Source organism: Enterobacter sp. WCHEn045836 (genome assembly GCF_003965585.1).
Classification (GTDB): domain Bacteria; phylum Pseudomonadota; class Gammaproteobacteria; order Enterobacterales; family Enterobacteriaceae; genus Enterobacter; species Enterobacter dissolvens.
Genome location: NZ_RXPT01000002.1, coordinates 76,351 through 95,680, shown reverse-complemented (window position 1 = coordinate 95,680; position 19,330 = coordinate 76,351). Strand labels below are relative to the sequence as shown.

25 protein-coding genes are annotated in these 19,330 nt (G+C 53.7%); 13 read left to right on the top strand and 12 right to left on the bottom strand.

Annotated features, from left to right (window positions below):
* Window position 1 precedes the first annotated feature (1 nt).
* Together rpmA and rplU are read right to left on the bottom strand one after the other, a co-directional pair.
* Window positions 2-259 carry a 50S ribosomal protein L27 gene (rpmA, locus tag EKN38_RS02845; protein ID WP_004385076.1) on the bottom strand — a complete coding sequence of 86 codons (258 nt, stop codon included), beginning with the start codon at window positions 257-259 and terminating at the stop codon, window positions 2-4.
* A gap of 19 nt (window positions 260-278) precedes the next feature.
* Complete coding sequence (gene rplU / locus EKN38_RS02840; protein WP_003025032.1) at window positions 279-590, bottom strand: 50S ribosomal protein L21; 312 nt, start codon at window positions 588-590, stop codon at window positions 279-281.
* A 257-nt stretch (window positions 591-847) separates the two neighbouring features.
* Between rplU and ispB the strand changes: the two genes are divergently transcribed.
* Complete coding sequence (gene ispB, locus EKN38_RS02835; RefSeq protein ID WP_126521631.1) at window positions 848-1,819, top strand: octaprenyl diphosphate synthase; 972 nt, start codon at window positions 848-850, stop codon at window positions 1,817-1,819.
* 229 nt (window positions 1,820-2,048) lie between these two features.
* A complete protein-coding gene (sfsB, locus tag EKN38_RS02830) occupies window positions 2,049-2,336 on the top strand; it encodes a DNA-binding transcriptional regulator SfsB (protein ID WP_014833445.1) in 288 nt (95 codons plus the stop codon).
* A 62-nt stretch (window positions 2,337-2,398) separates the two neighbouring features.
* Here sfsB and murA read toward each other — a convergent pair whose 3' ends face one another.
* The 7 genes from murA to mlaF all read right to left on the bottom strand — a co-directional run bounded on the left by murA (window position 2,399) and on the right by mlaF (window position 7,192).
* The gene (gene murA, locus EKN38_RS02825; protein WP_014833446.1) at window positions 2,399-3,658 is read right to left on the bottom strand and encodes a UDP-N-acetylglucosamine 1-carboxyvinyltransferase; all 1,260 of its coding nucleotides are present in this window, start codon (window positions 3,656-3,658) and stop codon (window positions 2,399-2,401) included.
* Between the two features lie 50 nt (window positions 3,659-3,708).
* On the bottom strand, window positions 3,709-3,963 hold the full coding sequence (gene ibaG, locus EKN38_RS02820) for a BolA family iron metabolism protein IbaG (protein WP_008501458.1): 255 nt from the start codon (window positions 3,961-3,963) through the stop codon (window positions 3,709-3,711).
* Between the two features lie 126 nt (window positions 3,964-4,089).
* Entirely contained in the window at window positions 4,090-4,383 is a 294-nt protein-coding gene (gene mlaB / locus EKN38_RS02815) for a lipid asymmetry maintenance protein MlaB (protein ID WP_014833447.1), read from the bottom strand.
* Window positions 4,383-5,018 (bottom strand): phospholipid-binding protein MlaC, encoded by a 636-nt coding sequence (gene mlaC / locus EKN38_RS02810; RefSeq protein ID WP_013098933.1) that lies wholly within the window; start codon window positions 5,016-5,018, stop codon window positions 4,383-4,385. The genes mlaB and mlaC overlap by 1 nt, the downstream gene beginning before the upstream one ends.
* An 18-nt stretch (window positions 5,019-5,036) precedes the next feature.
* Window positions 5,037-5,585 (bottom strand): outer membrane lipid asymmetry maintenance protein MlaD, encoded by a 549-nt coding sequence (mlaD, locus tag EKN38_RS02805; RefSeq protein ID WP_014833448.1) that lies wholly within the window; start codon window positions 5,583-5,585, stop codon window positions 5,037-5,039.
* 4 nt (window positions 5,586-5,589) lie between these two features.
* A complete protein-coding gene (gene mlaE, locus EKN38_RS02800) occupies window positions 5,590-6,372 on the bottom strand; it encodes a lipid asymmetry maintenance ABC transporter permease subunit MlaE (RefSeq protein ID WP_014833449.1) in 783 nt (260 codons plus the stop codon).
* Between the two features lie 7 nt (window positions 6,373-6,379).
* Window positions 6,380-7,192 carry a phospholipid ABC transporter ATP-binding protein MlaF gene (gene mlaF / locus EKN38_RS02795; RefSeq protein WP_014833450.1) on the bottom strand — a complete coding sequence of 271 codons (813 nt, stop codon included), beginning with the start codon at window positions 7,190-7,192 and terminating at the stop codon, window positions 6,380-6,382.
* Window positions 7,193-7,420: 228 nt separating this feature from the next.
* Here mlaF and EKN38_RS02790 point away from each other — a divergent pair, with 228 nt between their 5' ends.
* From EKN38_RS02790 to npr, 11 genes are all read left to right on the top strand, one after another.
* Complete coding sequence (locus EKN38_RS02790; RefSeq protein ID WP_014833451.1) at window positions 7,421-8,398, top strand: calcium/sodium antiporter; 978 nt, start codon at window positions 7,421-7,423, stop codon at window positions 8,396-8,398.
* A gap of 13 nt (window positions 8,399-8,411) precedes the next feature.
* Entirely contained in the window at window positions 8,412-9,398 is a 987-nt protein-coding gene (gene kdsD, locus EKN38_RS02785; protein ID WP_014833452.1) for an arabinose-5-phosphate isomerase KdsD, read from the top strand.
* A 14-nt stretch (window positions 9,399-9,412) separates the two neighbouring features.
* On the top strand, window positions 9,413-9,979 hold the full coding sequence (gene kdsC, locus EKN38_RS02780; protein ID WP_014833453.1) for a 3-deoxy-manno-octulosonate-8-phosphatase KdsC: 567 nt from the start codon (window positions 9,413-9,415) through the stop codon (window positions 9,977-9,979).
* Window positions 9,976-10,551, top strand: coding sequence for an LPS export ABC transporter periplasmic protein LptC (lptC, locus tag EKN38_RS02775; protein ID WP_047361205.1), 576 nt, complete (start codon window positions 9,976-9,978; stop codon window positions 10,549-10,551). The genes kdsC and lptC overlap by 4 nt, the downstream gene beginning before the upstream one ends.
* On the top strand, window positions 10,520-11,074 hold the full coding sequence (gene lptA, locus EKN38_RS02770) for a lipopolysaccharide ABC transporter substrate-binding protein LptA (protein ID WP_014833455.1): 555 nt from the start codon (window positions 10,520-10,522) through the stop codon (window positions 11,072-11,074). The genes lptC and lptA overlap by 32 nt, the downstream gene beginning before the upstream one ends.
* A gap of 6 nt (window positions 11,075-11,080) precedes the next feature.
* Window positions 11,081-11,806: an LPS export ABC transporter ATP-binding protein gene (gene lptB / locus EKN38_RS02765; protein ID WP_013098941.1), complete on the top strand. Its 726-nt coding sequence runs from the start codon at window positions 11,081-11,083 to the stop codon at window positions 11,804-11,806.
* Window positions 11,807-11,853: 47 nt separating this feature from the next.
* Window positions 11,854-13,287 (top strand): RNA polymerase factor sigma-54, encoded by a 1,434-nt coding sequence (rpoN, locus tag EKN38_RS02760; protein ID WP_014833456.1) that lies wholly within the window; start codon window positions 11,854-11,856, stop codon window positions 13,285-13,287.
* 22 nt (window positions 13,288-13,309) lie between these two features.
* Window positions 13,310-13,597: a ribosome hibernation promoting factor gene (gene hpf / locus EKN38_RS02755; protein WP_013098943.1), complete on the top strand. Its 288-nt coding sequence runs from the start codon at window positions 13,310-13,312 to the stop codon at window positions 13,595-13,597.
* A gap of 82 nt (window positions 13,598-13,679) precedes the next feature.
* The gene (gene ptsN, locus EKN38_RS02750; protein WP_014833457.1) at window positions 13,680-14,171 is read left to right on the top strand and encodes a PTS IIA-like nitrogen regulatory protein PtsN; all 492 of its coding nucleotides are present in this window, start codon (window positions 13,680-13,682) and stop codon (window positions 14,169-14,171) included.
* Window positions 14,172-14,216: 45 nt separating this feature from the next.
* Entirely contained in the window at window positions 14,217-15,071 is an 855-nt protein-coding gene (gene rapZ / locus EKN38_RS02745) for an RNase adapter RapZ (protein WP_013098945.1), read from the top strand.
* A complete protein-coding gene (gene npr, locus EKN38_RS02740; protein ID WP_003861872.1) occupies window positions 15,068-15,340 on the top strand; it encodes a PTS phosphocarrier protein NPr in 273 nt (90 codons plus the stop codon). The genes rapZ and npr overlap by 4 nt, the downstream gene beginning before the upstream one ends.
* A gap of 39 nt (window positions 15,341-15,379) precedes the next feature.
* On the opposite strand, the gene mtgA is transcribed toward npr, so the two are convergent.
* The 3 genes from mtgA to arcB form a co-directional block, all read right to left on the bottom strand.
* Window positions 15,380-16,105 (bottom strand): monofunctional biosynthetic peptidoglycan transglycosylase, encoded by a 726-nt coding sequence (mtgA, locus tag EKN38_RS02735; RefSeq protein ID WP_014833458.1) that lies wholly within the window; start codon window positions 16,103-16,105, stop codon window positions 15,380-15,382.
* On the bottom strand, window positions 16,102-16,755 hold the full coding sequence (gene elbB, locus EKN38_RS02730; RefSeq protein ID WP_014833459.1) for an isoprenoid biosynthesis glyoxalase ElbB: 654 nt from the start codon (window positions 16,753-16,755) through the stop codon (window positions 16,102-16,104). The genes mtgA and elbB overlap by 4 nt, the downstream gene beginning before the upstream one ends.
* Before the next feature lie 231 nt (window positions 16,756-16,986).
* Window positions 16,987-19,320, bottom strand: coding sequence for an aerobic respiration two-component sensor histidine kinase ArcB (gene arcB / locus EKN38_RS02725; RefSeq protein WP_126521629.1), 2,334 nt, complete (start codon window positions 19,318-19,320; stop codon window positions 16,987-16,989).
* Window positions 19,321-19,330: the final 10 nt, after the last annotated feature.

The window sequence follows — 19,330 nt, the reverse complement described above, 5'->3', positions numbered from 1 at the left end:
CTTACTCAGCAACGATGCTGATGTATTTACGGTTGTTCGGGCCTTTAACTTCAAATTTCACTTTACCGTCTGCTTTAGCAAACAGAGTGTGGTCACGACCGCAACCTACGTTGTTGCCAGCGTGGAATTTGGTACCACGTTGACGAACGATGATGCTACCCGCCAGAACGGATTCGCCACCGAAACGCTTAACGCCCAGGCGTTTAGCTTCTGAATCGCGACCGTTACGTGTGGAGCCGCCAGCCTTTTTATGTGCCATTTAAATCTCTCCTCAGGTCTTAGGCGCTGATGCCAGTAATTTTCACATCAGTGAACCACTGACGGTGGCCCTGCTGCTTACGGTAGTGTTTACGACGACGAAACTTAACGATTTTAACTTTCTCGCCACGACCGTGAGCAACAACTTCAGCTTTGATAACGCCGCCATCAACGAAAGGAACGCCGATTTTGACTTCTTCACCGTTTGCGATCATCAGAACTTCTGCGAACTCAACAGATTCGCCAGTTGCGATGTCCAGCTTTTCCAGGCGAACGGTCTGACCTTCGCTTACTCGGTGTTGTTTACCACCACTTTGGAAAACCGCGTACATATAAACTCCGCTTCCGCGCACATCCTCGTATGAATCAGAGTGCGCTATAAATATTCACAATAGGGCGCGAATATTACGCAAAACGCGAGCCTTTGACAAGTGCTACCGTCAATACATGAAGAAAAAAAACACAACACGTACGGTAGCGTTTATCTGAGCCGTTTTTTCAGTACAATCAGCAATACTATTGATAAACCGAAACCCTTCGTTACCCCATTGAAGATGGGATAAACAGGATAAAAAGCCCGGCTTTTGCGATGAATTTAGAAAAAATCAACGAGTTAACCGCGCAAGATATGGCGGGTGTGAATGCAGCAATCCTGGAACAACTCAACTCTGATGTTCAGCTAATCAATCAGTTGGGCTATTACATCGTCAGCGGTGGCGGTAAACGTATTCGCCCGATGATTGCCATCCTGGCTGCCAGAGCCGTTGGTTATCAGGGAAATGCCCATGTCACTATCGCTGCACTGATCGAATTTATTCACACTGCAACGCTTCTGCATGATGACGTTGTGGATGAATCGGACATGCGCCGCGGGAAAGCCACGGCAAACGCCGCCTTCGGCAACGCAGCCAGCGTTCTGGTCGGCGATTTTATCTATACCCGCGCCTTCCAGATGATGACCAGCCTCGGTTCACTGAAAGTGCTGGAAGTGATGTCTGAAGCCGTTAACGTGATCGCGGAAGGCGAAGTACTGCAGCTGATGAACGTCAACGACCCTGACATCACCGAAGAAAACTACATGCGCGTGATCTACAGCAAAACGGCGCACCTGTTTGAAGCCGCCGCGCAATGTTCCGGTATTCTGGCTGGCTGTACCGCTGCGCAGGAAAAAGGGCTGCAGGACTATGGCCGTTATCTGGGGACCGCATTCCAGCTGATTGACGATTTGCTGGACTACAGTGCTGATGGCGAAACGCTCGGCAAGAACGTCGGCGATGACCTCAATGAAGGCAAACCGACCCTGCCGCTGCTGCATGCCATGCGCAACGGAACGGCTGACCAGGCGAAAATGATCCGTGAAGCGATCGAGCAGGGAAATGGTCGCCATCTTCTGGAACCGGTACTGGAAACAATGGCTATCTGTGGCTCGCTGGAATGGACACGTCAGCGCGCTGAAGAAGAGGCGGATAAAGCCATCGCGGCACTTCAGGTCATTCCTGACAGTCCGTGGCGCGATGCGTTAATCGGTCTTGCCCACATCGCCGTACAGCGCGATCGCTAATGCCTCTCTTCTCCCCGTGCCCGTCGCGGGGGGATTCTTATAAGTGCTTATAAATTCCCTATTCACGTAAAATCATCGGTTTACAGGCCGCATGAATAAAGCTATGTCTTATTCTGAATATTCCTTCAAGTAACACGAACTTTTTAGGACCCGTGTTCGAAATGAGTATAGTAACTCCCGTCGTTTCAGTAGAAATGACATGGGTGATTACGAACACAAGGACAGCTTTATGGATATGAAATTTATCGACTGGCACTCAGCAGATATCATTGCTGCGCTGCGCAAAAAAGGAACGTCGCTCGCCGCAGAATCACGCCGCAATGGGTTGAGCTCTTCAACGCTGGCAAATGCCCTGACTCGCCCCTGGCCAAAAGGTGAATTGATCATTGCGTCGGCGCTGGAGACGCATCCGTGGGTAATCTGGCCCTCGCGTTACCACGATCCCATTACCCATGAATTTATCGACAGAACACGCATGATTCGCCAGAAAAAAACGAAGAAAGAGCAGTCAGTCTGAGGCTCTTTTTTGACAGGAACAGCAACCCCCCGGTCATTTCTGGCAGGGGGCTGCCGGAACGATTACTCGCCCTTCACACGCTCGATATTGGCACCCAGCGCGCGCAGTTTGTCTTCAATACGCTCGTAACCACGATCGATATGATAGATACGATCCACAACCGTCGTTCCTTCCGCGATACAACCCGCTAATACCAGGCTCGCAGACGCACGCAGATCGGTAGCCATAACCTGCGCACCGGACAGTTTCTCAACGCCGTGGCAAATCACTGTGTTACTTTCGATCTCTGCATGAGCGCCCATACGGATCAGTTCCGGTACGTGCATGAAGCGGTTCTCGAAGATAGTCTCGGTGATCACACCGGTACCTTCCGCCACCAGGTTCAGCAACGTGAACTGTGCCTGCATATCGGTCGGGAATGCCGGATGCGGGGCCGTGCGAACGGTGACCGCTTTCGGACGTTTACCGTGCATATCGAGGCTGATCCAGTCTTCACCGGTTTCAATATCCGCGCCCGCTTCACGCAGCTTCGCCAGCACCGCATCCAGGGTGTCAGGTTGCGCATTGCGGCAAACAATCTTGCCGCCAGAAATAGCCGCTGCTACCAGGAAAGTCCCGGTTTCGATACGGTCTGGCAGAACGCGATAAACACCGCCGCCCAGGCGCTCAACGCCTTCGATGGTGATGCGATCGGTACCCTGGCCAGCGATTTTTGCGCCCAGCGCCACGAGGAAGTTTGCGGTATCCACAATTTCCGGCTCGCGCGCGGCGTTTTCAATGATGGTAGTACCTTCAGCCAGCGTCGCCGCAGACATAATGGTGACGGTTGCGCCAACACTCACTTTGTCCATGACAATGTGCGCGCCTTTCAGACGGCCATTAACGGACGCTTTAACGTAACCTTCTTCCAGTTTGATCTCCGCGCCCAGCTTCTCCAGACCGAAGATGTGGAGATCAACAGGACGCGCGCCGATGGCGCAACCACCCGGTAGTGACACCTGTCCCTGGCCAAAACGCGCCACCAGCGGGCCAAGCGCCCAGATGGATGCACGCATGGTTTTCACCAGGTCGTAAGGTGCTGAGAAGTTGTTCACATTGCTGGCATCGATCCAGACGGAACCATTACGCTCGACTTTCGTCCCCAACTGGGTGAGCAACTTCATGGTGGTGTCGATATCTTTCAGCTTCGGTACGTTCTGAATTTCTACCGGCTCTTCCGCGAGCAACGCCGCAAAGAGGATCGGCAGCGCGGCGTTTTTCGCGCCAGAAATTGTGACTTCGCCCTGGAGGCGCGTTGGCCCCTGTACACGAAATTTATCCATGGTGTGCTCTCTTATAAATTCAACCGTGCTGCGGGCGCATCGCCCTCAGCTCAAAAACCGTTTAGTTTGCGATCGCGTGCCCACTCTTGCGGGGTGAACGCTTTAATCGACAGGGCGTGGATGCGGTTATCCGCAATATATTCCATCAGCGGCGCATAGACAGCCTGCTGTTTCTTCACACGGCTCATACCGTCGAACATCTCACCCACAGCAATAACCTGGAAGTGACTGCCATCGCCAGTGACGTGGGCTTCCTGAAGGGAGAGTGCATTCATCAGCACTGTCTGGATTTCATGATTTTCCATGGGTTCTTAATCATCTGATAGTGAAAACAAGCCCAACATCTTAGAGCAAAGTGGCGTCGTCTTAAACAAGCAAAAAGCCCCGACGATGAAACTGTCAGGGCTTTCAGAAGTAACGCACTGAAAATATTAATGGGGCAGTACGTCCTGAGGGAGATTATAGAGCTGCGCCAGGGTCACGACATTATCGCTCGCACCGTGAAGCGTAACGGTTGCCCCCTGCTTTTTCCCCACAGCAACGAGGTGAGCAAGCAGCGCGATCCCTGCCGTATCCACCCGCGTGACGTGGCTTAAATCGATCAGCGTAACGCCCTGCATGGCTTCATGGCGCTTATCCCACAATGGGTTAAGCAGATCCTGATCGAGTTCTCCGGACAGTGTTAACGTCTCGCCCTCACGTGACCAGCTCAGTTGCTGCGACATTACTTCTTCTCGTCCAGGGTGATTTTCTGGCGAGAGATGGACTGCAGCTGGGCGGTCAGGCCATCGATGCCTTTGGTACGCAGCAGGTCACTCCACTCATTCTGCTTAGTGGTGATCATGCTCACCCCTTCGGCGATCATGTCATACGCCTGCCAGTTGCCGGTCTGGCTGTTTTTACGCCACTGGAAATCCAGGCGAACCGGTGGACGACCGTTAGGATCGATGATTGTGACGCGAATAGGCACAATGGTGGCATCCCCCAGCGGCTGTTCAGGTGCAATCTGGTAGGTCTGGCCATGGTACATCGCCAGCGCCTGGCCGTAAGCCTGTTTCAGGTATTCACGGAATGCAGCAAAGTAGGCTTCACGTTGTGCAGGGGTAGCGTCTTTGTAATAACGCCCCAGCACCAGCGCACCGGCATATTTGATCTGCACATAAGGCAGCAGTTCCTGATCGACCACATCACGCAGATAATCAGGATTAGAACGAATTTTAGGCTGTTCGTTTTTAAGACGATCGAAGGTTTTCTTCGCGGCTTCGTCCATCAGTTTGTACGGGTTGCTCTGATCTGCAGCATGTGCTGCCGTAAGAGGGGCAATAACCAGCATGGCAACCATTAACAGTCGTTTAAACATGAATGACTTCTCCTGAAATTAATTCGTCGTGCCAGGTGTCGGTGCGACGTTGGTATGATCTTCAGTCTGCGCAGGGGCAGCATCGGACTTTTTATCATCTCCCTTACTGTTGTAAAGGAACTGACCAATCATATCCTCCAGCACCATCGCGGACTTGGTATCCTGGATCACGCTACCGTCTTTAAGAATAGTCGTTCCAAGCTCAGGATCTTCAAAGCCAACGTTCAGTGCCAGATATTGTTCGCCCAGCAGGCCAGAGGTGCGGATAGAAAGCGAGCTGGTGTCCGGGATATGGTTGTAACGCTCTTCAATATCCATCGCCACGCGCGGCAGATAGGTTTTCTCATCAAGCGTAATGTCAGACACGCGCCCGATCACCACGCCACCAATACGCACCGGTGAGCGCGCCTTCAGCCCGCCGATATTATCGAAAGTGGCATAGATGCGATAAGTCGGTTCGGTACGCACGGAGGTGATATCCGCCGCTCTCAGGCAGATAAACAGTGCGGCCAGCAGCGCCAGCAACAGGAACACGCCGACCCAAATTTCATTTTTTCTCGTTTGCATGAACTCAATTCCCAAACATCAGTGCGGTGAGCACAAAATCCAGACCCAGTACGGCCAGCGACGAATGTACGACAGTACGTGTAGTTGCACGGCTGATGCCCGCCGACGTCGGGATGGCATCGTAACCATTAAATAACGCAATCCAGGTGACCGTAATGGCAAATACCACGCTTTTAATCAAACAGTTAATCAGATCCATTCGCAGGTCGATGGCGTCCTGCATGGCAGACCAGAAGAAACCGGCATCAATGCCTTTCCAGTGAACGCCCACCAGCGAACCGCCCCAGATACCGACAGCCACAAACAGGATAGTCAGCAACGGTAAGGAGATAACCCCTGCCCAGAAACGGGGTGAGATAACACGACGCAGCGGATCGACCGCCATCATTTCCATACTGGAAAGCTGCTCGGTGGCACGCATCAGACCAATCTCAGCGGTTAACGCCGATCCTGCGCGTCCGGCAAACAGCAGTGCCGCCACAACCGGTCCCAGTTCACGCAGCAGCGAAAGCGCCACCAGCATCCCGAGGCTGGTTTCCGCACTGTAGGTCGTCAGAACAAGGTAGCCCTGCAGCCCCAGCACCATGCCGATAAACAGACCGGACACAATGATGATGAGCATCGACAGCACGCCGACGTTATAAAGCTGCCGCACCAGTAAAGGCGCATGCTTACGGAATTCCGGCTTGCCGACCAGCGCGTTGAATAACATCGATCCGGCGCGCCCGAACGTCCTGATGGTTTTTATGCCACGGTGTCCAAGAGCGGCCAACGCATTTAACAGCATGAGTGGCTTAACTCCCTATTCCCAATAAATCGTCACGATAGTCGCCCGCAGGATAGCGGAACGGCACAGGCCCATCCGCAATACCGTCGAGGAACTGCCGTACTCGCGGATCGCAGTTTTCCTGCAACGCCTGGGCGCTGCCGTGCGCGACGATCCTTTTGTCTGCCACAATGTAGGCATAGTCGGCAATACTCAACACTTCCGGCACATCGTGAGAAACCACAATGCAGGTGACGCCGAGCGCGCTGTTCAATTCAGAGATAAGCTTCACCAGCACACCCATCGTAATAGGATCCTGCCCGACAAACGGTTCGTCGAACATGATTAAATCGGGTTCTAAGGCAATGGCTCTCGCCAGCGCAGCGCGGCGCGCCATCCCGCCTGACAACTCTGACGGCATCAGTTTTGCGGCACCCCGCAGCCCTACCGCTTCCAGCTTCATCATCACCGTGCTTTTCAGCAGCTCCGGCGGAAGGTGCGTATGCTCGCGCAGCGGATAGGCGACATTATCGAAGACGTCCATGTCGGTGAACAGGGCCCCCGACTGAAAGAGCATGCTCATACGCTTGCGCACAGTATACAGGCGCGATCGCGACATCTCCGGAACGTTTTCACCGTCGAAGAGGATTTCACCGCTATCGGGTGGGATCTGCCCACCGATAAGTCGCAGCAGGGTCGTTTTACCGATCCCGGACGGTCCCATAATGGCAGTAATTTTGCCATGCGGGACGGTCAACGAAATATCATCAAAGATCAATCTGTTGCCGCGAGAAAAACTCACCCCACGGACATCGACTAAATTCGCCGTCGTTTGGCTCATTTACGGTTCCTTTCTTACCCTGCTTCATGCGAAGCGTGAAGCTTAAATCAGCCCTAAACCCCACATTTTTACAGAATATTAGCCGTAGAGGTTAGCGAAAGCTGGCATTTGTTTTACTTTTCCGGCGCATAAAGTCAAAATTAGGAATTCGTTACGTCTTAGGCTGTATGCAGCGCTAACAATTCCCGCGCGGTGGACCGGCGAGTATACCTGAAGAAAGGACTTTTGATGCTTTTAGCAACAGCACTGTTAATAATTGGTTTACTTTTGGTGGTCTACAGTGCTGACCGTTTGGTATTTGCTGCATCGATTCTTTGCCGTCTGAGTGGCGTACCGCCTGTTGTCATCGGGATGACCGTTGTCAGTGTTGGCACCTCCCTGCCTGAAATCATCGTCTCTGTTACGGCATCGCTGCATGGTCAGATAGACCTTGCTGTCGGCACCGCGATTGGCTCTAACATCGTCAATATTCTGCTTATTTTAGGTCTGGCCGCGCTGCTGCATCCATTTCGCGTGCATTCTGATGTTCTGCGCCGGGAATTGCCGCTAATGTTAATCGTAAGCCTGCTGGCAGGATGCGTATTTTACGATGGCGTTCTCAGCTACAGTGACGGCATTTTCTTGTTGGCACTGGCGGTCATCTGGCTGCTGTATAGTGTTAAAATCGCCCGCCAGGCGGAAAAACAGGGTCACGACAGCCTGACGCGTGAGCAGGTCGCGGAACTGCCGCGTGAAGGCACGCTGCCGGTTGCGCTGCTCTGGCTGGGTGTCGCGTTAATCATCATGCCAATGGCAACACGCATGATCGTGGATAACGCGACGGTGCTGGCGAACTATTTCGCCATGAGCGAACTGACCATTGGCCTGACCGTCATCGCCATCGGTACCAGTCTGCCAGAACTGGCCACGGCCATCGCGGGCGCGCGTAAAGGTGAAGATGACATCGCCATCGGCAATATTATCGGTTCCAACATCTTTAATATCGCCATCGTCATGGGCCTGCCAGCCCTGATAACGCCTGGGCCGTTTAACCCGCTGGCCTTCTCACGTGATTACGGGGTGATGTTGCTGGTGAGCGTTATCTTTGCCCTGCTCTGCTGGCGGCGGCAAAGACAAATCGGCAAAGGCGCAGGCGCGCTGCTGACGGGTGGATTTATCGTATGGATGGCGATGCTGTACTGGCTTTCGCCTCTTCTCTCTGGGTAAACGGAAACGCATTATGTCGCAAATAGAATTGCAGCCGGGTTTTGACTTTCAGAAAGCAGGCAAAGACGTTCTGGAGATTGAACGTGAAGGTCTGGCGCAGTTAGATCAGTACATTAATCAGGATTTTAGTCTGGCCTGTGAGAAGATGTTCTACTGTGCCGGTAAAGTCGTGGTGATGGGGATGGGCAAGTCCGGTCACATTGGCCGCAAAATGGCTGCAACATTCGCCAGCACCGGAACCTCCTCATTCTTTGTACACCCAGGGGAAGCGGCACACGGCGATCTGGGCATGGTCACGCCGCAGGATGTCGTGATTGCCCTGTCGAATTCCGGTGAGTCCAATGAGATCCTGGCGCTGATTCCGGTTCTGAAGCGACTGCAGGTGCCACTCATCTGCATGACCAGCCGCCCGGAAAGCAGCATGGCGCGTGCGGCGGATATTCATCTCTGCGTGAAAGTGCCGAAAGAAGCCTGCCCGCTGGGCCTTGCACCGACGTCCAGTACCACCGCGGCACTGGTGATGGGCGACGCGCTTGCCGTTGCGCTCCTTGAAGCCCGCGGTTTTACCCCTGAAGACTTCGCGCTGTCCCATCCTGGCGGTGCGCTGGGGCGGAAACTGCTGCTACGGGTTAACGATATTATGCATACTGGCGATGAAATCCCTCACGTCAGTAAAGAGGCCTCCCTGCGTGATGCGCTGCTGGAAATCACCCGTAAAAATCTGGGCATGACGGTGGTGTGTGACGACCTGATGAAGATCGAGGGGATTTTCACCGATGGCGACCTGCGTCGCGTGTTTGACATGGGCGTGGATGTCCGCACTCTCGGTATTGCCGATGTGATGACGCCTGGCGGTATTCGCGTTCGCCCGGGCACGCTGGCGGTGGATGTGCTGAACCTGATGCAGTCCCGACATATCACCTCAGTGATGGTTGCCGATGGCGACCAGTTGCTGGGTGTGGTACATATGCATGATCTGCTGCGCGCAGGCGTAGTGTAATGAAGGATAAGACAATGAGTAATGCGGGTGCATCCCTTGCAACCTGTTATGGTCCGGTAAGTACCCAGGTAATGGCAAAGGCGGAAAACATCCGTCTGCTGATTCTGGATGTGGATGGCGTACTGTCCGATGGCCTGATTTACATGGGCAATAATGGTGAAGAGCTGAAAGCGTTCAACGTTCGCGATGGCTACGGTATTCGTTGTGCGCTCACATCGGGTATCGAGGTTGCCATCATCACCGGGCGAAAAGCTAAACTGGTAGAAGATCGCTGTGAAACGTTGGGCATTACCCATCTGTATCAGGGGCAATCCGATAAGATGGCGGCTTTCAACGATTTACTGGGTAAACTGTCAATCGCGCCAGAACAGGTGGCCTATGTCGGGGACGATCTGATTGACTGGCCGGTTATGGCCGAGATTGGCCTGAGTGTCGCGGTTGCGGATGCGCATCCGCTGCTGATCCCGCGGGCTGATTATGTTACCCACATCAATGGTGGCCGTGGTGCCGTACGTGAAGTCTGCGATCTGCTTCTGCTGGCGCAGGGTAAGCTGGATGAGGCCAAAGGGCAATCGATATGAGTAAAACCAGACGTTGGGTTATCATTCTGCTTTCGCTTGTCGCACTGATATTGATTGGCGTGAACCTTGCCGATCGTGACGATACGCAAACGGAAGTGATCAACAATAACGATCCAACCTATAAAAGCGATCACAGTGATACCGTAGTCTATAGCCCGGAAGGTGCGCTGAACTATCGCCTGATTGCCCAGCACGTTGAATATTTTTCAGATGACGGTATTTCGTGGTTTACCCAGCCGGTGATGACGACGTTTGATAAGGACAAAGTGCCGACGTGGTCAATTAAGTCTGACCGGGCAAAACTAACAAATGACCGTATGCTTTATCTCTATGGCCACGTTGAAGTCAACGCCCTGACCGCTGACGCACAACTGCGCAAAATTACGACAGATAATGCCCAGATCAACCTGGTAACCCAGGATGTGACGTCGCAGGATCTGGTTACTCTGTACGGCACAACATTTAATTCCAGCGGTTTAAGAATGCGCGGGAACTTACGCAGCAAAAACGCCGAGCTGATTGAAAAGGTTAGAACCTCCTATGAAATTCAAAACAAACAAACTCAGCCTTAAAGTAATTATCGCCAGCGCGATGCTGGCGGCCAGTCTTCCCGCGCTTGCTGTTACTGGCGATACTGAACAGCCGATCCATATCGAGTCCGATACTCAGTCTCTTGATATGCAGGGTAATGTCGTTACCTTTACCGGCAACGTCGTCGTGACCCAGGGCACCATCAAGATTAACGCCGATAAGGTGGTCGTTACCCGTCCAGGTGGCGAACAGGGCAAAGAGATCATTGATGGCTACGGCAACCCGGCCACGTTCTACCAGATGCAGGACAACGGCAAACCGGTGAAAGGTCATGCCAGCCACATGCATTATGAACTGGCGAAAGATCTGGTCATCCTGACCGGCAACGCCTATCTGGAACAGCTCGATAGCAATATCACCGGTGACAAGATCACCTATCTGGTGAAAGAGCAAAAAATGCAGGCCTCCAGCGAGAAAGGCAAACGTGTCACCACCGTGCTGGTGCCGTCTCAGCTGCAGGACAAAGGCAAGGGCCAGGCCCCGGCACAGAAGAAGAGTAACTAATTCGTTATGGCAACATTAACTGCAAAAAATCTCGCGAAGGCCTACAAGGGCCGCCGTGTCGTGGAAGATGTCAGTCTGACCGTCAACTCCGGCGAAATTGTTGGCCTGCTTGGCCCTAACGGTGCGGGTAAAACCACGACCTTCTACATGGTCGTCGGTATTGTCCCGCGCGATGCCGGTAACATCATCATTGATGATGAAGACATCAGCCTTCTGCCGCTGCATGCGCGCGCGCGTCGTGGTATTGGCTACCTGCCGCAGGAAGCCTCCATTTTCCGTCGCCTGAGCGTCTTCGATAACCTGATGGCCGTTCTGCAAATTCGTGACGATCTGACCAGCGAGCAGCGTCAGGATCGCGCCAACGAGCTGATGGAAGAGTTTCACATTGAACACCTGCGTGACAGCCTCGGTCAGGCGCTGTCCGGGGGGGAACGCCGCCGTGTTGAAATTGCACGCGCGTTGGCCGCAAATCCGAAGTTTATCCTGTTGGATGAACCGTTTGCGGGTGTTGACCCGATCTCCGTTATCGACATTAAACGTATTATTGAGCACCTGCGCGACAGCGGGCTTGGCGTGTTGATCACCGACCACAACGTCCGTGAAACACTGGCCGTTTGCGAACGCGCCTACATTGTGAGCCAGGGCAATCTGATCGCCCACGGTACGCCGCAACAGATCCTCGAAGATGATCATGTTAAGCGCGTCTATCTTGGGGAAGACTTCAGACTCTGATAGGGTAGAGGTAACGTAACGCCGAACCGGAGAAAAATGCTCTGAACATGAAGCAAGGTTTGCAATTAAGGCTCAGCCAACAACTGGCGATGACACCGCAGTTACAGCAGGCGATTCGCCTGTTGCAACTGTCCACATTAGAACTCCAGCAGGAGCTCCAGCAAGCGCTGGACAGCAATCCGCTGCTGGAGCAAGCCGATCTTCATGACGAGGTAGACACTCAGCAAGCGCAGGACACGGAAACCCTTGATACCGTTGATGCTCTCGAACAAAAAGAGATGCCGGACGAGCTTCCACTGGATGCCAGCTGGGATGAAATCTACACCGCCGGGACCCCTTCCGGAACGCGTGCAGACTACCAGGATGACGAGCTACCTGTCTATCAGGGTGAAACCACCCAGTCACTGCAGGATTACCTGATGTGGCAAGTGGAGCTGACCCCCTTCTCCGATACCGATCGTGCGATTGCCACGTCCATTGTCGATGCCGTAGACGACACCGGCTATCTGACCGTCACGCTCGACGATATTCTGGAAAGCATGGGCGATGACGAGATTGAACTCGAAGAGATAGAAGCTGTTCTGAAGCGCATTCAGCGTTTCGACCCGGTGGGTGTGGCGGCAAAAGATCTGCGCGACTGCCTGCTGATCCAGCTTTCGCAGTTCAGTAAAGAGACGCCCTGGATCGATGAGGCCCGCTTAATCATAAGCGATCATCTGGATCTGCTGGCTAACCATGATTTCCGTACCCTGATGCGCGTTACGCGTCTGAAAGAAGAGGTACTGAAAGAGGCGGTTAACCTGATCCAGTCGCTCGATCCTCGCCCCGGTCAGTCTATCCAGACCAGCGAACCTGAATACGTCATTCCTGATGTGCTGGTCAGAAAACACAATGGCCGCTGGGTCGTTGAACTCAACTCAGACAGCATTCCTCGCCTGCAAATCAATCAGCAATACGCCTCCATGTGTACCAGCGCACGTAACGACTCCGACAACCAGTATATTCGTAGCAACCTGCAGGAAGCGCGATGGTTAATCAAAAGTCTGGAGAGCCGGAATGATACGCTGCTGCGCGTGAGCCGTTGCATCGTTGAACAGCAGCAAGCTTTCTTTGAGCAGGGCGAAGAGTATATGAAACCGATGGTGCTGGCGGATATCGCCCAGGCCGTCGAGATGCATGAATCAACCATTTCCCGCGTGACCACGCAGAAGTATCTGCACAGTCCTCGCGGTATATTTGAGCTTAAGTATTTCTTCTCCAGCCATGTGAACACCGAAGGTGGGGGCGAAGCCTCCTCAACGGCGATTCGTGCCCTGGTGAAGAAGTTGATCGCCGCGGAAAACCCCGCGAAGCCACTGAGCGACAGTAAGTTAACCACCATGCTGTCCGACCAGGGTATTATGGTGGCACGTCGTACTGTTGCGAAGTATCGAGAGTCTTTATCCATTCCGCCGTCTAACCAGCGTAAACAGCTGGTCTGACACAACCGATAAGGAAGACACTATGCAGCTCAACATCACTGGACAAAACGTCGAGATTACTGAGGCCTTGCGCGACTTTGTGAATACTAAGTTCGCGAAACTTGAACAGTATTTCGAAAGGATTAATCAGGTCTATATTGTGTTGAAAGTGGAAAAAGTGACTCATATCTCGGATGCAACCCTGCATGTCAATGGGGGCGAACTCCACGCCAGTGCGGAAGGGCAAGACATGTACGCTGCTATCGACGGCTTGATTGATAAGCTTGCACGACAGCTCAATAAACATAAAGATAAACTGAAACAACACTAATTGTCCGGGCAGTTAACGGGTGCAGGAAGGCCTGTTGTGGAACACAACAGGCCATTTGTACAGTTAGCGCTTAGGTGAAATTATGATGAACAACGATTCCGCTCTTCAATTGAGCAATGTCCTTAACCAGGAATGTACCCGCAGTGGCGTTCACTGCCAGAGCAAAAAACGTGCCCTGGAAATTATCAGTGAACTGGCCGCAAAACAGCTGGGCCTGCCGCCGCAGGTCGTGTTCGAAGCCATCCTGACCCGTGAAAAAATGGGCAGTACCGGTATCGGCAACGGCATTGCGATCCCGCATGGCAAACTGGAAGAGGACACCCTGCGTGCCGTCGGTGTGTTTGTGCAACTGGAAACGCCTATTGCCTTTGATGCCATCGATAACCAGCCCGTTGATCTCCTCTTCGCGCTGCTGGTTCCTGCCGACCAGACGAAAACCCATCTGCATACGCTTTCACTGGTCGCTAAACGCCTGGCCGATAAAACCATCTGCCGTCGACTGCGCTCAGCGCAAAGTGATGAAGAGCTGTATCAAATTATCACTGAAGCAGAAGGCAGTCAGGATGATGCGTAACCAGGAGATGGCCTTCACATCTGTTGTCCTGAGGAGAAACGGAACATGGTGCTGATGATTGTCAGTGGCCGTTCGGGGTCGGGGAAATCCGTGGCCCTGCGCGCGCTGGAAGACATGGGTTTTTACTGCGTAGATAACCTGCCGGTGGTACTGTTGCCCGAGCTGGCGCGCACCCTTGCAGACAGACAAATCTCTGCCGCCGTCAGCATCGACGTCCGTAACATGCCTGAATCGCCAGAAATCTTTGAACAGGCGATGAGTAACCTGCCGGACACGTTTTCGCCTCAGCTGCTGTTCCTTGACGCTGACCGCAACACGCTCATCCGTCGCTACAGCGATACCCGTCGTTTGCACCCGCTTTCCAGCAAGAACCTCTCTCTGGAGAGCGCAATCGACGAAGAGAGCGACCTGCTTGAGCCGCTGCGCTCACGCGCCGATTTGATTGTCGACACCTCAGAAATGTCCGTTCACGAGCTGGCAGAAATGCTGCGCACCCGTTTACTGGGCAAACGCGAGCGTGAGCTGACGATGGTCTTTGAGTCATTCGGCTTTAAGCACGGTATTCCTATCGATGCGGATTATGTTTTCGATGTGCGCTTCCTGCCAAACCCGCACTGGGATCCGAAACTGCGTCCGATGACCGGTCTGGATAAACCCGTCGCGGCGTTCCTTGACAGGCACACAGAAGTTCACAATTTTATCTACCAGACGCGAAGCTACCTTGAGCTATGGTTACCTATGCTGGAGACAAACAATCGTAGCTATCTGACGGTGGCGATTGGCTGTACCGGCGGTAAACATCGTTCGGTCTACATCGCCGAACAGCTGGCCGACTATTTCCGTTCGCGCGGAAAGAACGTTCAGTCCCGTCATCGCACGCTGGAAAAACGTAAAACATGACCGTAAAACAGACCGTTGAGATCACCAATAAGCTGGGCATGCACGCGCGCCCGGCGATGAAGCTGTTTGAACTGATGCAAGGTTTCGATGCGGAAGTTCTGCTGCGAAATGATGAAGGGACCGAAGCGGAAGCAAACAGCGTCATTGCGCTGCTAATGCTGGACTCAGCCAAAGGTCGCCAGATTGAAGTCGAAGCCACTGGTCCACAGGAAGAAGAAGCGCTGGCGGCAGTCATTGCACTGTTTAACGCCGGGTTCGACGAAGATTAAGGTCTGCTATTCAGGCGGGTGGCGCTGCGCTTACCCGCCCTACATTAATTTATTGCGCTCCATAAAACCTTCCCCTCCCAACTGACGCATCTGGCGCATGATCCACGCCTGACGGCTTCGCACGTATCCTGACGGAGCGTTGGCCTTAAAGCGGATAGGATTTGGTAAGACGGCGGCCAGGAGCGCCGCTTCAGACATACTCAGTCGGCTGGCCGGTTTATTGAAATAGCGCTGCGCGGCGGCCTCCACACCGAATACACCGTCACCAAACTCAGCGATATTGAGATAGACGGTCAGAATGCGTTTTTTGCTCCAGACCGTTTCCATCCCCAGCGTCACCCCCGCCTCCAGCCCTTTGCGCACCCAACTGCGGCCGTCCCACAGGAACAGATTCTTTGCCGTCTGCTGCGATAATGTCGATGCGCCACGCACGCGGTTTTCATGACGTTCGTTATGCGCCAGCGCTTTCTCGATTGCCGCCACGTCAAACCCCCAGTGCACCGGGAATTTCTGGTCCTCTGCGGCAATCACGGCCAGCCCCATATAAGGCGAGATCTCACTCATGCTTACCCAGTCCGAATGGGCGACATAGCTGAAATCACCGGTGAACCATGCCCCAAGCTGACGCTCGACCATCACGGCAGAAAACGGTACCGGCATAATGCTGAATAAGGCGAGTCCACCGCCCCAGAACACTGCCAGCACAAGAACAATGCGCAACAGAATACGTTTCACCCATGCGCCTGCACCGAATTTACGACTCATTCAGTCAGCACCAGCACTCTGGCCACCAGCTTTTCGATGCCCGTCGCGGCCTCGGCAATATTCTGCGCCAGCATCCAGGCAGGGGTGGTGACGATCTTGTTGTCTTCATCCACCACAATGTCATCCACCGGACAAGGGACGTGCTCTCCGCCCATCTCCTCGATGATTTCGGCGGTATCAATGTCGGTGCCGATCGTCAGACGCAGCGGGAAATCAAAGATTTTTGGCAGCATCGCCGGCGCGATACAGATAAAGCCCAGCGGTTTACCCGCCGCATGCATCGCCTGTGATAACGCTTTCAGCTGGGGATCGATCTGACACGCCGCCCCTTCTGAAGCAAAAGTACTGAGATTTTTGGCCGCGCCAAATCCGCCCGGCACGATTAACGCGTCGAGCTCTGTCGCATCCGCCTGAATAAGAGGGTGAACATTGCCACGCGCTATACGCGCCGCTTCGATCAGTACGTTACGGGTTTCCGCCATGGGTTCGCCGGTCAGATGATTAATCACATCAGCCTGTTTTTTGTCCGGTGCGAAACAGATCGCCTCTGCTCCCTGCCTTGCCAGGGCCAGCAGCGTGATGACGGCTTCATGTATTTCGGAACCATCGTAAACACCGCATCCGCTCAGTACGACACCAATCTTTTTCATCATGACGTTCCTTCTTTGCAACTCGCTGAAGCACATAATTAATTTTGATTAAAACGCTATGCTTCACACATTTCACTGATTCATGTAACAAATCATTTAAGATTTGCTATCTTATCTGCGTGCGGCCTAAATTTTCAGGCGGCGCCCATGCGAAAACAACACGAAAAATCAGGCGCAGCCACGATTTCCCTGGTGTTGGCGCAGTATTCGCGCACCCCGGTTAAGCCGGGGTCATTTTTTTCTGGCATCCACCCAGGCTTTAAGCACCGCCACATCGTTCTGCCACTCTTGTTTCATCTCTTCGACCCAATCACCCACGTTATCTTCCCATGCTGGTAAATCAGGTGACTGAATCTGTTGACCCAATTGCTGCAGGTGGCGTAACCCGACAGAGCCAGCGGCGCCTTTGATCTTATGTCCTTCTTCCACAATCCCTTTCTGATCGCGCGCGGTCAGGTTGGACTCCAGTACGTTCAGGTAGCCCGGCATCATTTTTTCGAACACGGCCAGACCGTCGGTAATCAGTTTGGGGCCGACCAGGTCGATGTACTGTTCCAGCATGGCAGTATCCAGAATCGTTTGGGCTTTGGCGCTATCAACAGACGTCATGGTGCTCTCCTCTTCATCATGGGTATCCCAGAACTTCTTGATCATGGCGGTCAGAGCAGGCACCGCCAGCGGCTTGCTGAGCACATCATCCATACCGGCATCGAGGTACTCTTTTTTATCTTTCAGTACGTTGGCCGTCAGCGCGACCAGCGGCGGCAGTTCATCGGCCGCGTACTGCGTTGTCAGCGCGCGGGAGATATCCAGCCCGGTCATGTCCGGTAGCTGAATATCCAGCAGAACGAGGTCATATTCGCCCGGTTTAAACATCTCCAGCGCGGCTTTACCGGTCATCGCCACGTCCACGCTGTTCCCGAGTTTTTCCAGCACCGAGCGCGCCACAATCACGTTTAACTCGATGTCCTCCACCAGCAGGACATGCAGCGCCGGGAGCGGCATATCATCATGTTCGAAGGTATCCTCAACCTCTTCCGCCACCGCCGGAGCATGCACCGTCAGGGTAAAGGTTGAGCCTTTGCCCGCCTGGCTGGACACGGTGATATCACCGCCCATGCTCTTCGCGAGCCGTTTAGATACCGCCAGGCCAATCCCCGTACCAGTGGCTGGCTTACCGCCGTTGCTGTCCTTCACCTGGTAATACATGGCAAAGATTTTGTCCTGCTCTTCCTGCGGAATGCCAATCCCGGAGTCTTCCACCTCAAAGTGCAGCATGTCTCCTTCGTCATAACGGATACGCACCGCCACCTGACCCTTCTGGGTAAATTTCACCGCGTTGCTGATCAGGTTCCACAGGATCTGACGCAGACGCGTGCCGTCCGTGACCACTTTGTGCGGCAGCGGCAGGGTTGGCTCCATGACAAAGCGTAATCCCTTCTGCTGCGCCTGCAGGCCGGACAGGTTTTCCAGATCGGCAAGGAAACTGGTGAAATCAACCGGCTGGTTATCCAGCTGGACTTTACGGCGCTCCATCTTATCCATGTCGATAATATCGTTGAAGATATTCCCCAGCGTGACCGCCGAGACATGGATCGTTTTGAGGTATTTCTCCTGCTCCGCCGTCAGGTCGGTGTCCAGCAGAATTCGGCTTAAGCCAACGATGCCGTTTAACGGCGTACGCAGTTCATGGCTGATGGTGGAGATGAAGGTGGTCTTATCGCGGCTGGCACGCTCAAGGGCATCCTGATAGCGCTTACGTTCGGTAATATCGCGGCCAAAGCCCATCAGGCCATGACGTTTCCCGACGCGGTCGTAGTACGGCACTTTACGGATCTCAAAGCACGCTTTGCGCCCGTCCGGGTAATCCAGCCACTGTTCATAGGTCAGCGAGACGTTGTGGCGGAAGACTTTTTCATCCGTCTCCATGACCTTGGCAGCCGCCTCTTCAGAATAGACATCCTGCGGCTTCAGGTGAATCAGCTGCTTTTCACTTTTGCCGGTCAGCAGCTCCATCGCCCGGTTACAGCCGGAGAACTCTTTGTCTTCGTTACGGTAGAAAACCAGATCCGGTGAAGCATCGAGGAACGAACGCAGGAAAGAGGATTGCTGCTCAAGCTGGATCTGCGTCACCTCGCGCTCTTTCATTTCGATTTTCAGCTGCTCCAGCGTTGCCTGACGCTCGGCTTCCGCCTTCTCACGATCCGAAATCTCCTGGTTAAGCTGGGAGATATTGTCTTTCAGCTGCACGTTGAGCTTCAGATCGCGCTCGCGCATCTCTTCCAGCTTATCGACCAGCTTTGACAGGCGCTGGCGGGACTCTTCCAGTTGCTCCACGACGACAGAGAGGAAATAGACCGCCCAGGGGGTGATCAGCAAACCGAAGAAGATAGAGCGGATCACGTCGATACTCTCGACCTGACCATGTAACACCATGGTCACGGCCATTTGCACGACAATGGCCAGAACAACCAGCGCCAGCGCCAGCAGCATGGAGAAACGCACCAGCCCGAGCTTCATCATCAGGTCGACGTAGTACTGGGCAAGCATTCGAATTTGCTTCATAGAGGATCCC

What these genes read in the sequence shown, in the direction of transcription:
- rpmA (WP_004385076.1), bottom strand. Translation starts at nt 259, where the DNA reads ATGGCACATAAAAAGGCTGGCGGCTCCACACGTAACGGTCGCGATTCA.
- rplU (WP_003025032.1), bottom strand. Translation starts at nt 590, where the DNA reads ATGTACGCGGTTTTCCAAAGTGGTGGTAAACAACACCGAGTAAGCGAA.
- ispB (WP_126521631.1), top strand. Translation starts at nt 848, where the DNA reads ATGAATTTAGAAAAAATCAACGAGTTAACCGCGCAAGATATGGCGGGT.
- sfsB (WP_014833445.1), top strand. Translation starts at nt 2,049, where the DNA reads ATGGATATGAAATTTATCGACTGGCACTCAGCAGATATCATTGCTGCG.
- murA (WP_014833446.1), bottom strand. Translation starts at nt 3,658, where the DNA reads ATGGATAAATTTCGTGTACAGGGGCCAACGCGCCTCCAGGGCGAAGTC.
- ibaG (WP_008501458.1), bottom strand. Translation starts at nt 3,963, where the DNA reads ATGGAAAATCATGAAATCCAGACAGTGCTGATGAATGCACTCTCCCTT.
- mlaB (WP_014833447.1), bottom strand. Translation starts at nt 4,383, where the DNA reads ATGTCGCAGCAACTGAGCTGGTCACGTGAGGGCGAGACGTTAACACTG.
- mlaC (WP_013098933.1), bottom strand. Translation starts at nt 5,018, where the DNA reads ATGTTTAAACGACTGTTAATGGTTGCCATGCTGGTTATTGCCCCTCTT.
- mlaD (WP_014833448.1), bottom strand. Translation starts at nt 5,585, where the DNA reads ATGCAAACGAGAAAAAATGAAATTTGGGTCGGCGTGTTCCTGTTGCTG.
- mlaE (WP_014833449.1), bottom strand. Translation starts at nt 6,372, where the DNA reads ATGCTGTTAAATGCGTTGGCCGCTCTTGGACACCGTGGCATAAAAACC.
- mlaF (WP_014833450.1), bottom strand. Translation starts at nt 7,192, where the DNA reads ATGAGCCAAACGACGGCGAATTTAGTCGATGTCCGTGGGGTGAGTTTT.
- EKN38_RS02790 (WP_014833451.1), top strand. Translation starts at nt 7,421, where the DNA reads ATGCTTTTAGCAACAGCACTGTTAATAATTGGTTTACTTTTGGTGGTC.
- kdsD (WP_014833452.1), top strand. Translation starts at nt 8,412, where the DNA reads ATGTCGCAAATAGAATTGCAGCCGGGTTTTGACTTTCAGAAAGCAGGC.
- kdsC (WP_014833453.1), top strand. Translation starts at nt 9,413, where the DNA reads ATGAGTAATGCGGGTGCATCCCTTGCAACCTGTTATGGTCCGGTAAGT.
- lptC (WP_047361205.1), top strand. Translation starts at nt 9,976, where the DNA reads ATGAGTAAAACCAGACGTTGGGTTATCATTCTGCTTTCGCTTGTCGCA.
- lptA (WP_014833455.1), top strand. Translation starts at nt 10,520, where the DNA reads ATGAAATTCAAAACAAACAAACTCAGCCTTAAAGTAATTATCGCCAGC.
- lptB (WP_013098941.1), top strand. Translation starts at nt 11,081, where the DNA reads ATGGCAACATTAACTGCAAAAAATCTCGCGAAGGCCTACAAGGGCCGC.
- rpoN (WP_014833456.1), top strand. Translation starts at nt 11,854, where the DNA reads ATGAAGCAAGGTTTGCAATTAAGGCTCAGCCAACAACTGGCGATGACA.
- hpf (WP_013098943.1), top strand. Translation starts at nt 13,310, where the DNA reads ATGCAGCTCAACATCACTGGACAAAACGTCGAGATTACTGAGGCCTTG.
- ptsN (WP_014833457.1), top strand. Translation starts at nt 13,680, where the DNA reads ATGATGAACAACGATTCCGCTCTTCAATTGAGCAATGTCCTTAACCAG.
- rapZ (WP_013098945.1), top strand. Translation starts at nt 14,217, where the DNA reads ATGGTGCTGATGATTGTCAGTGGCCGTTCGGGGTCGGGGAAATCCGTG.
- npr (WP_003861872.1), top strand. Translation starts at nt 15,068, where the DNA reads ATGACCGTAAAACAGACCGTTGAGATCACCAATAAGCTGGGCATGCAC.
- mtgA (WP_014833458.1), bottom strand. Translation starts at nt 16,105, where the DNA reads ATGAGTCGTAAATTCGGTGCAGGCGCATGGGTGAAACGTATTCTGTTG.
- elbB (WP_014833459.1), bottom strand. Translation starts at nt 16,755, where the DNA reads ATGAAAAAGATTGGTGTCGTACTGAGCGGATGCGGTGTTTACGATGGT.
- arcB (WP_126521629.1), bottom strand. Translation starts at nt 19,320, where the DNA reads ATGAAGCAAATTCGAATGCTTGCCCAGTACTACGTCGACCTGATGATG.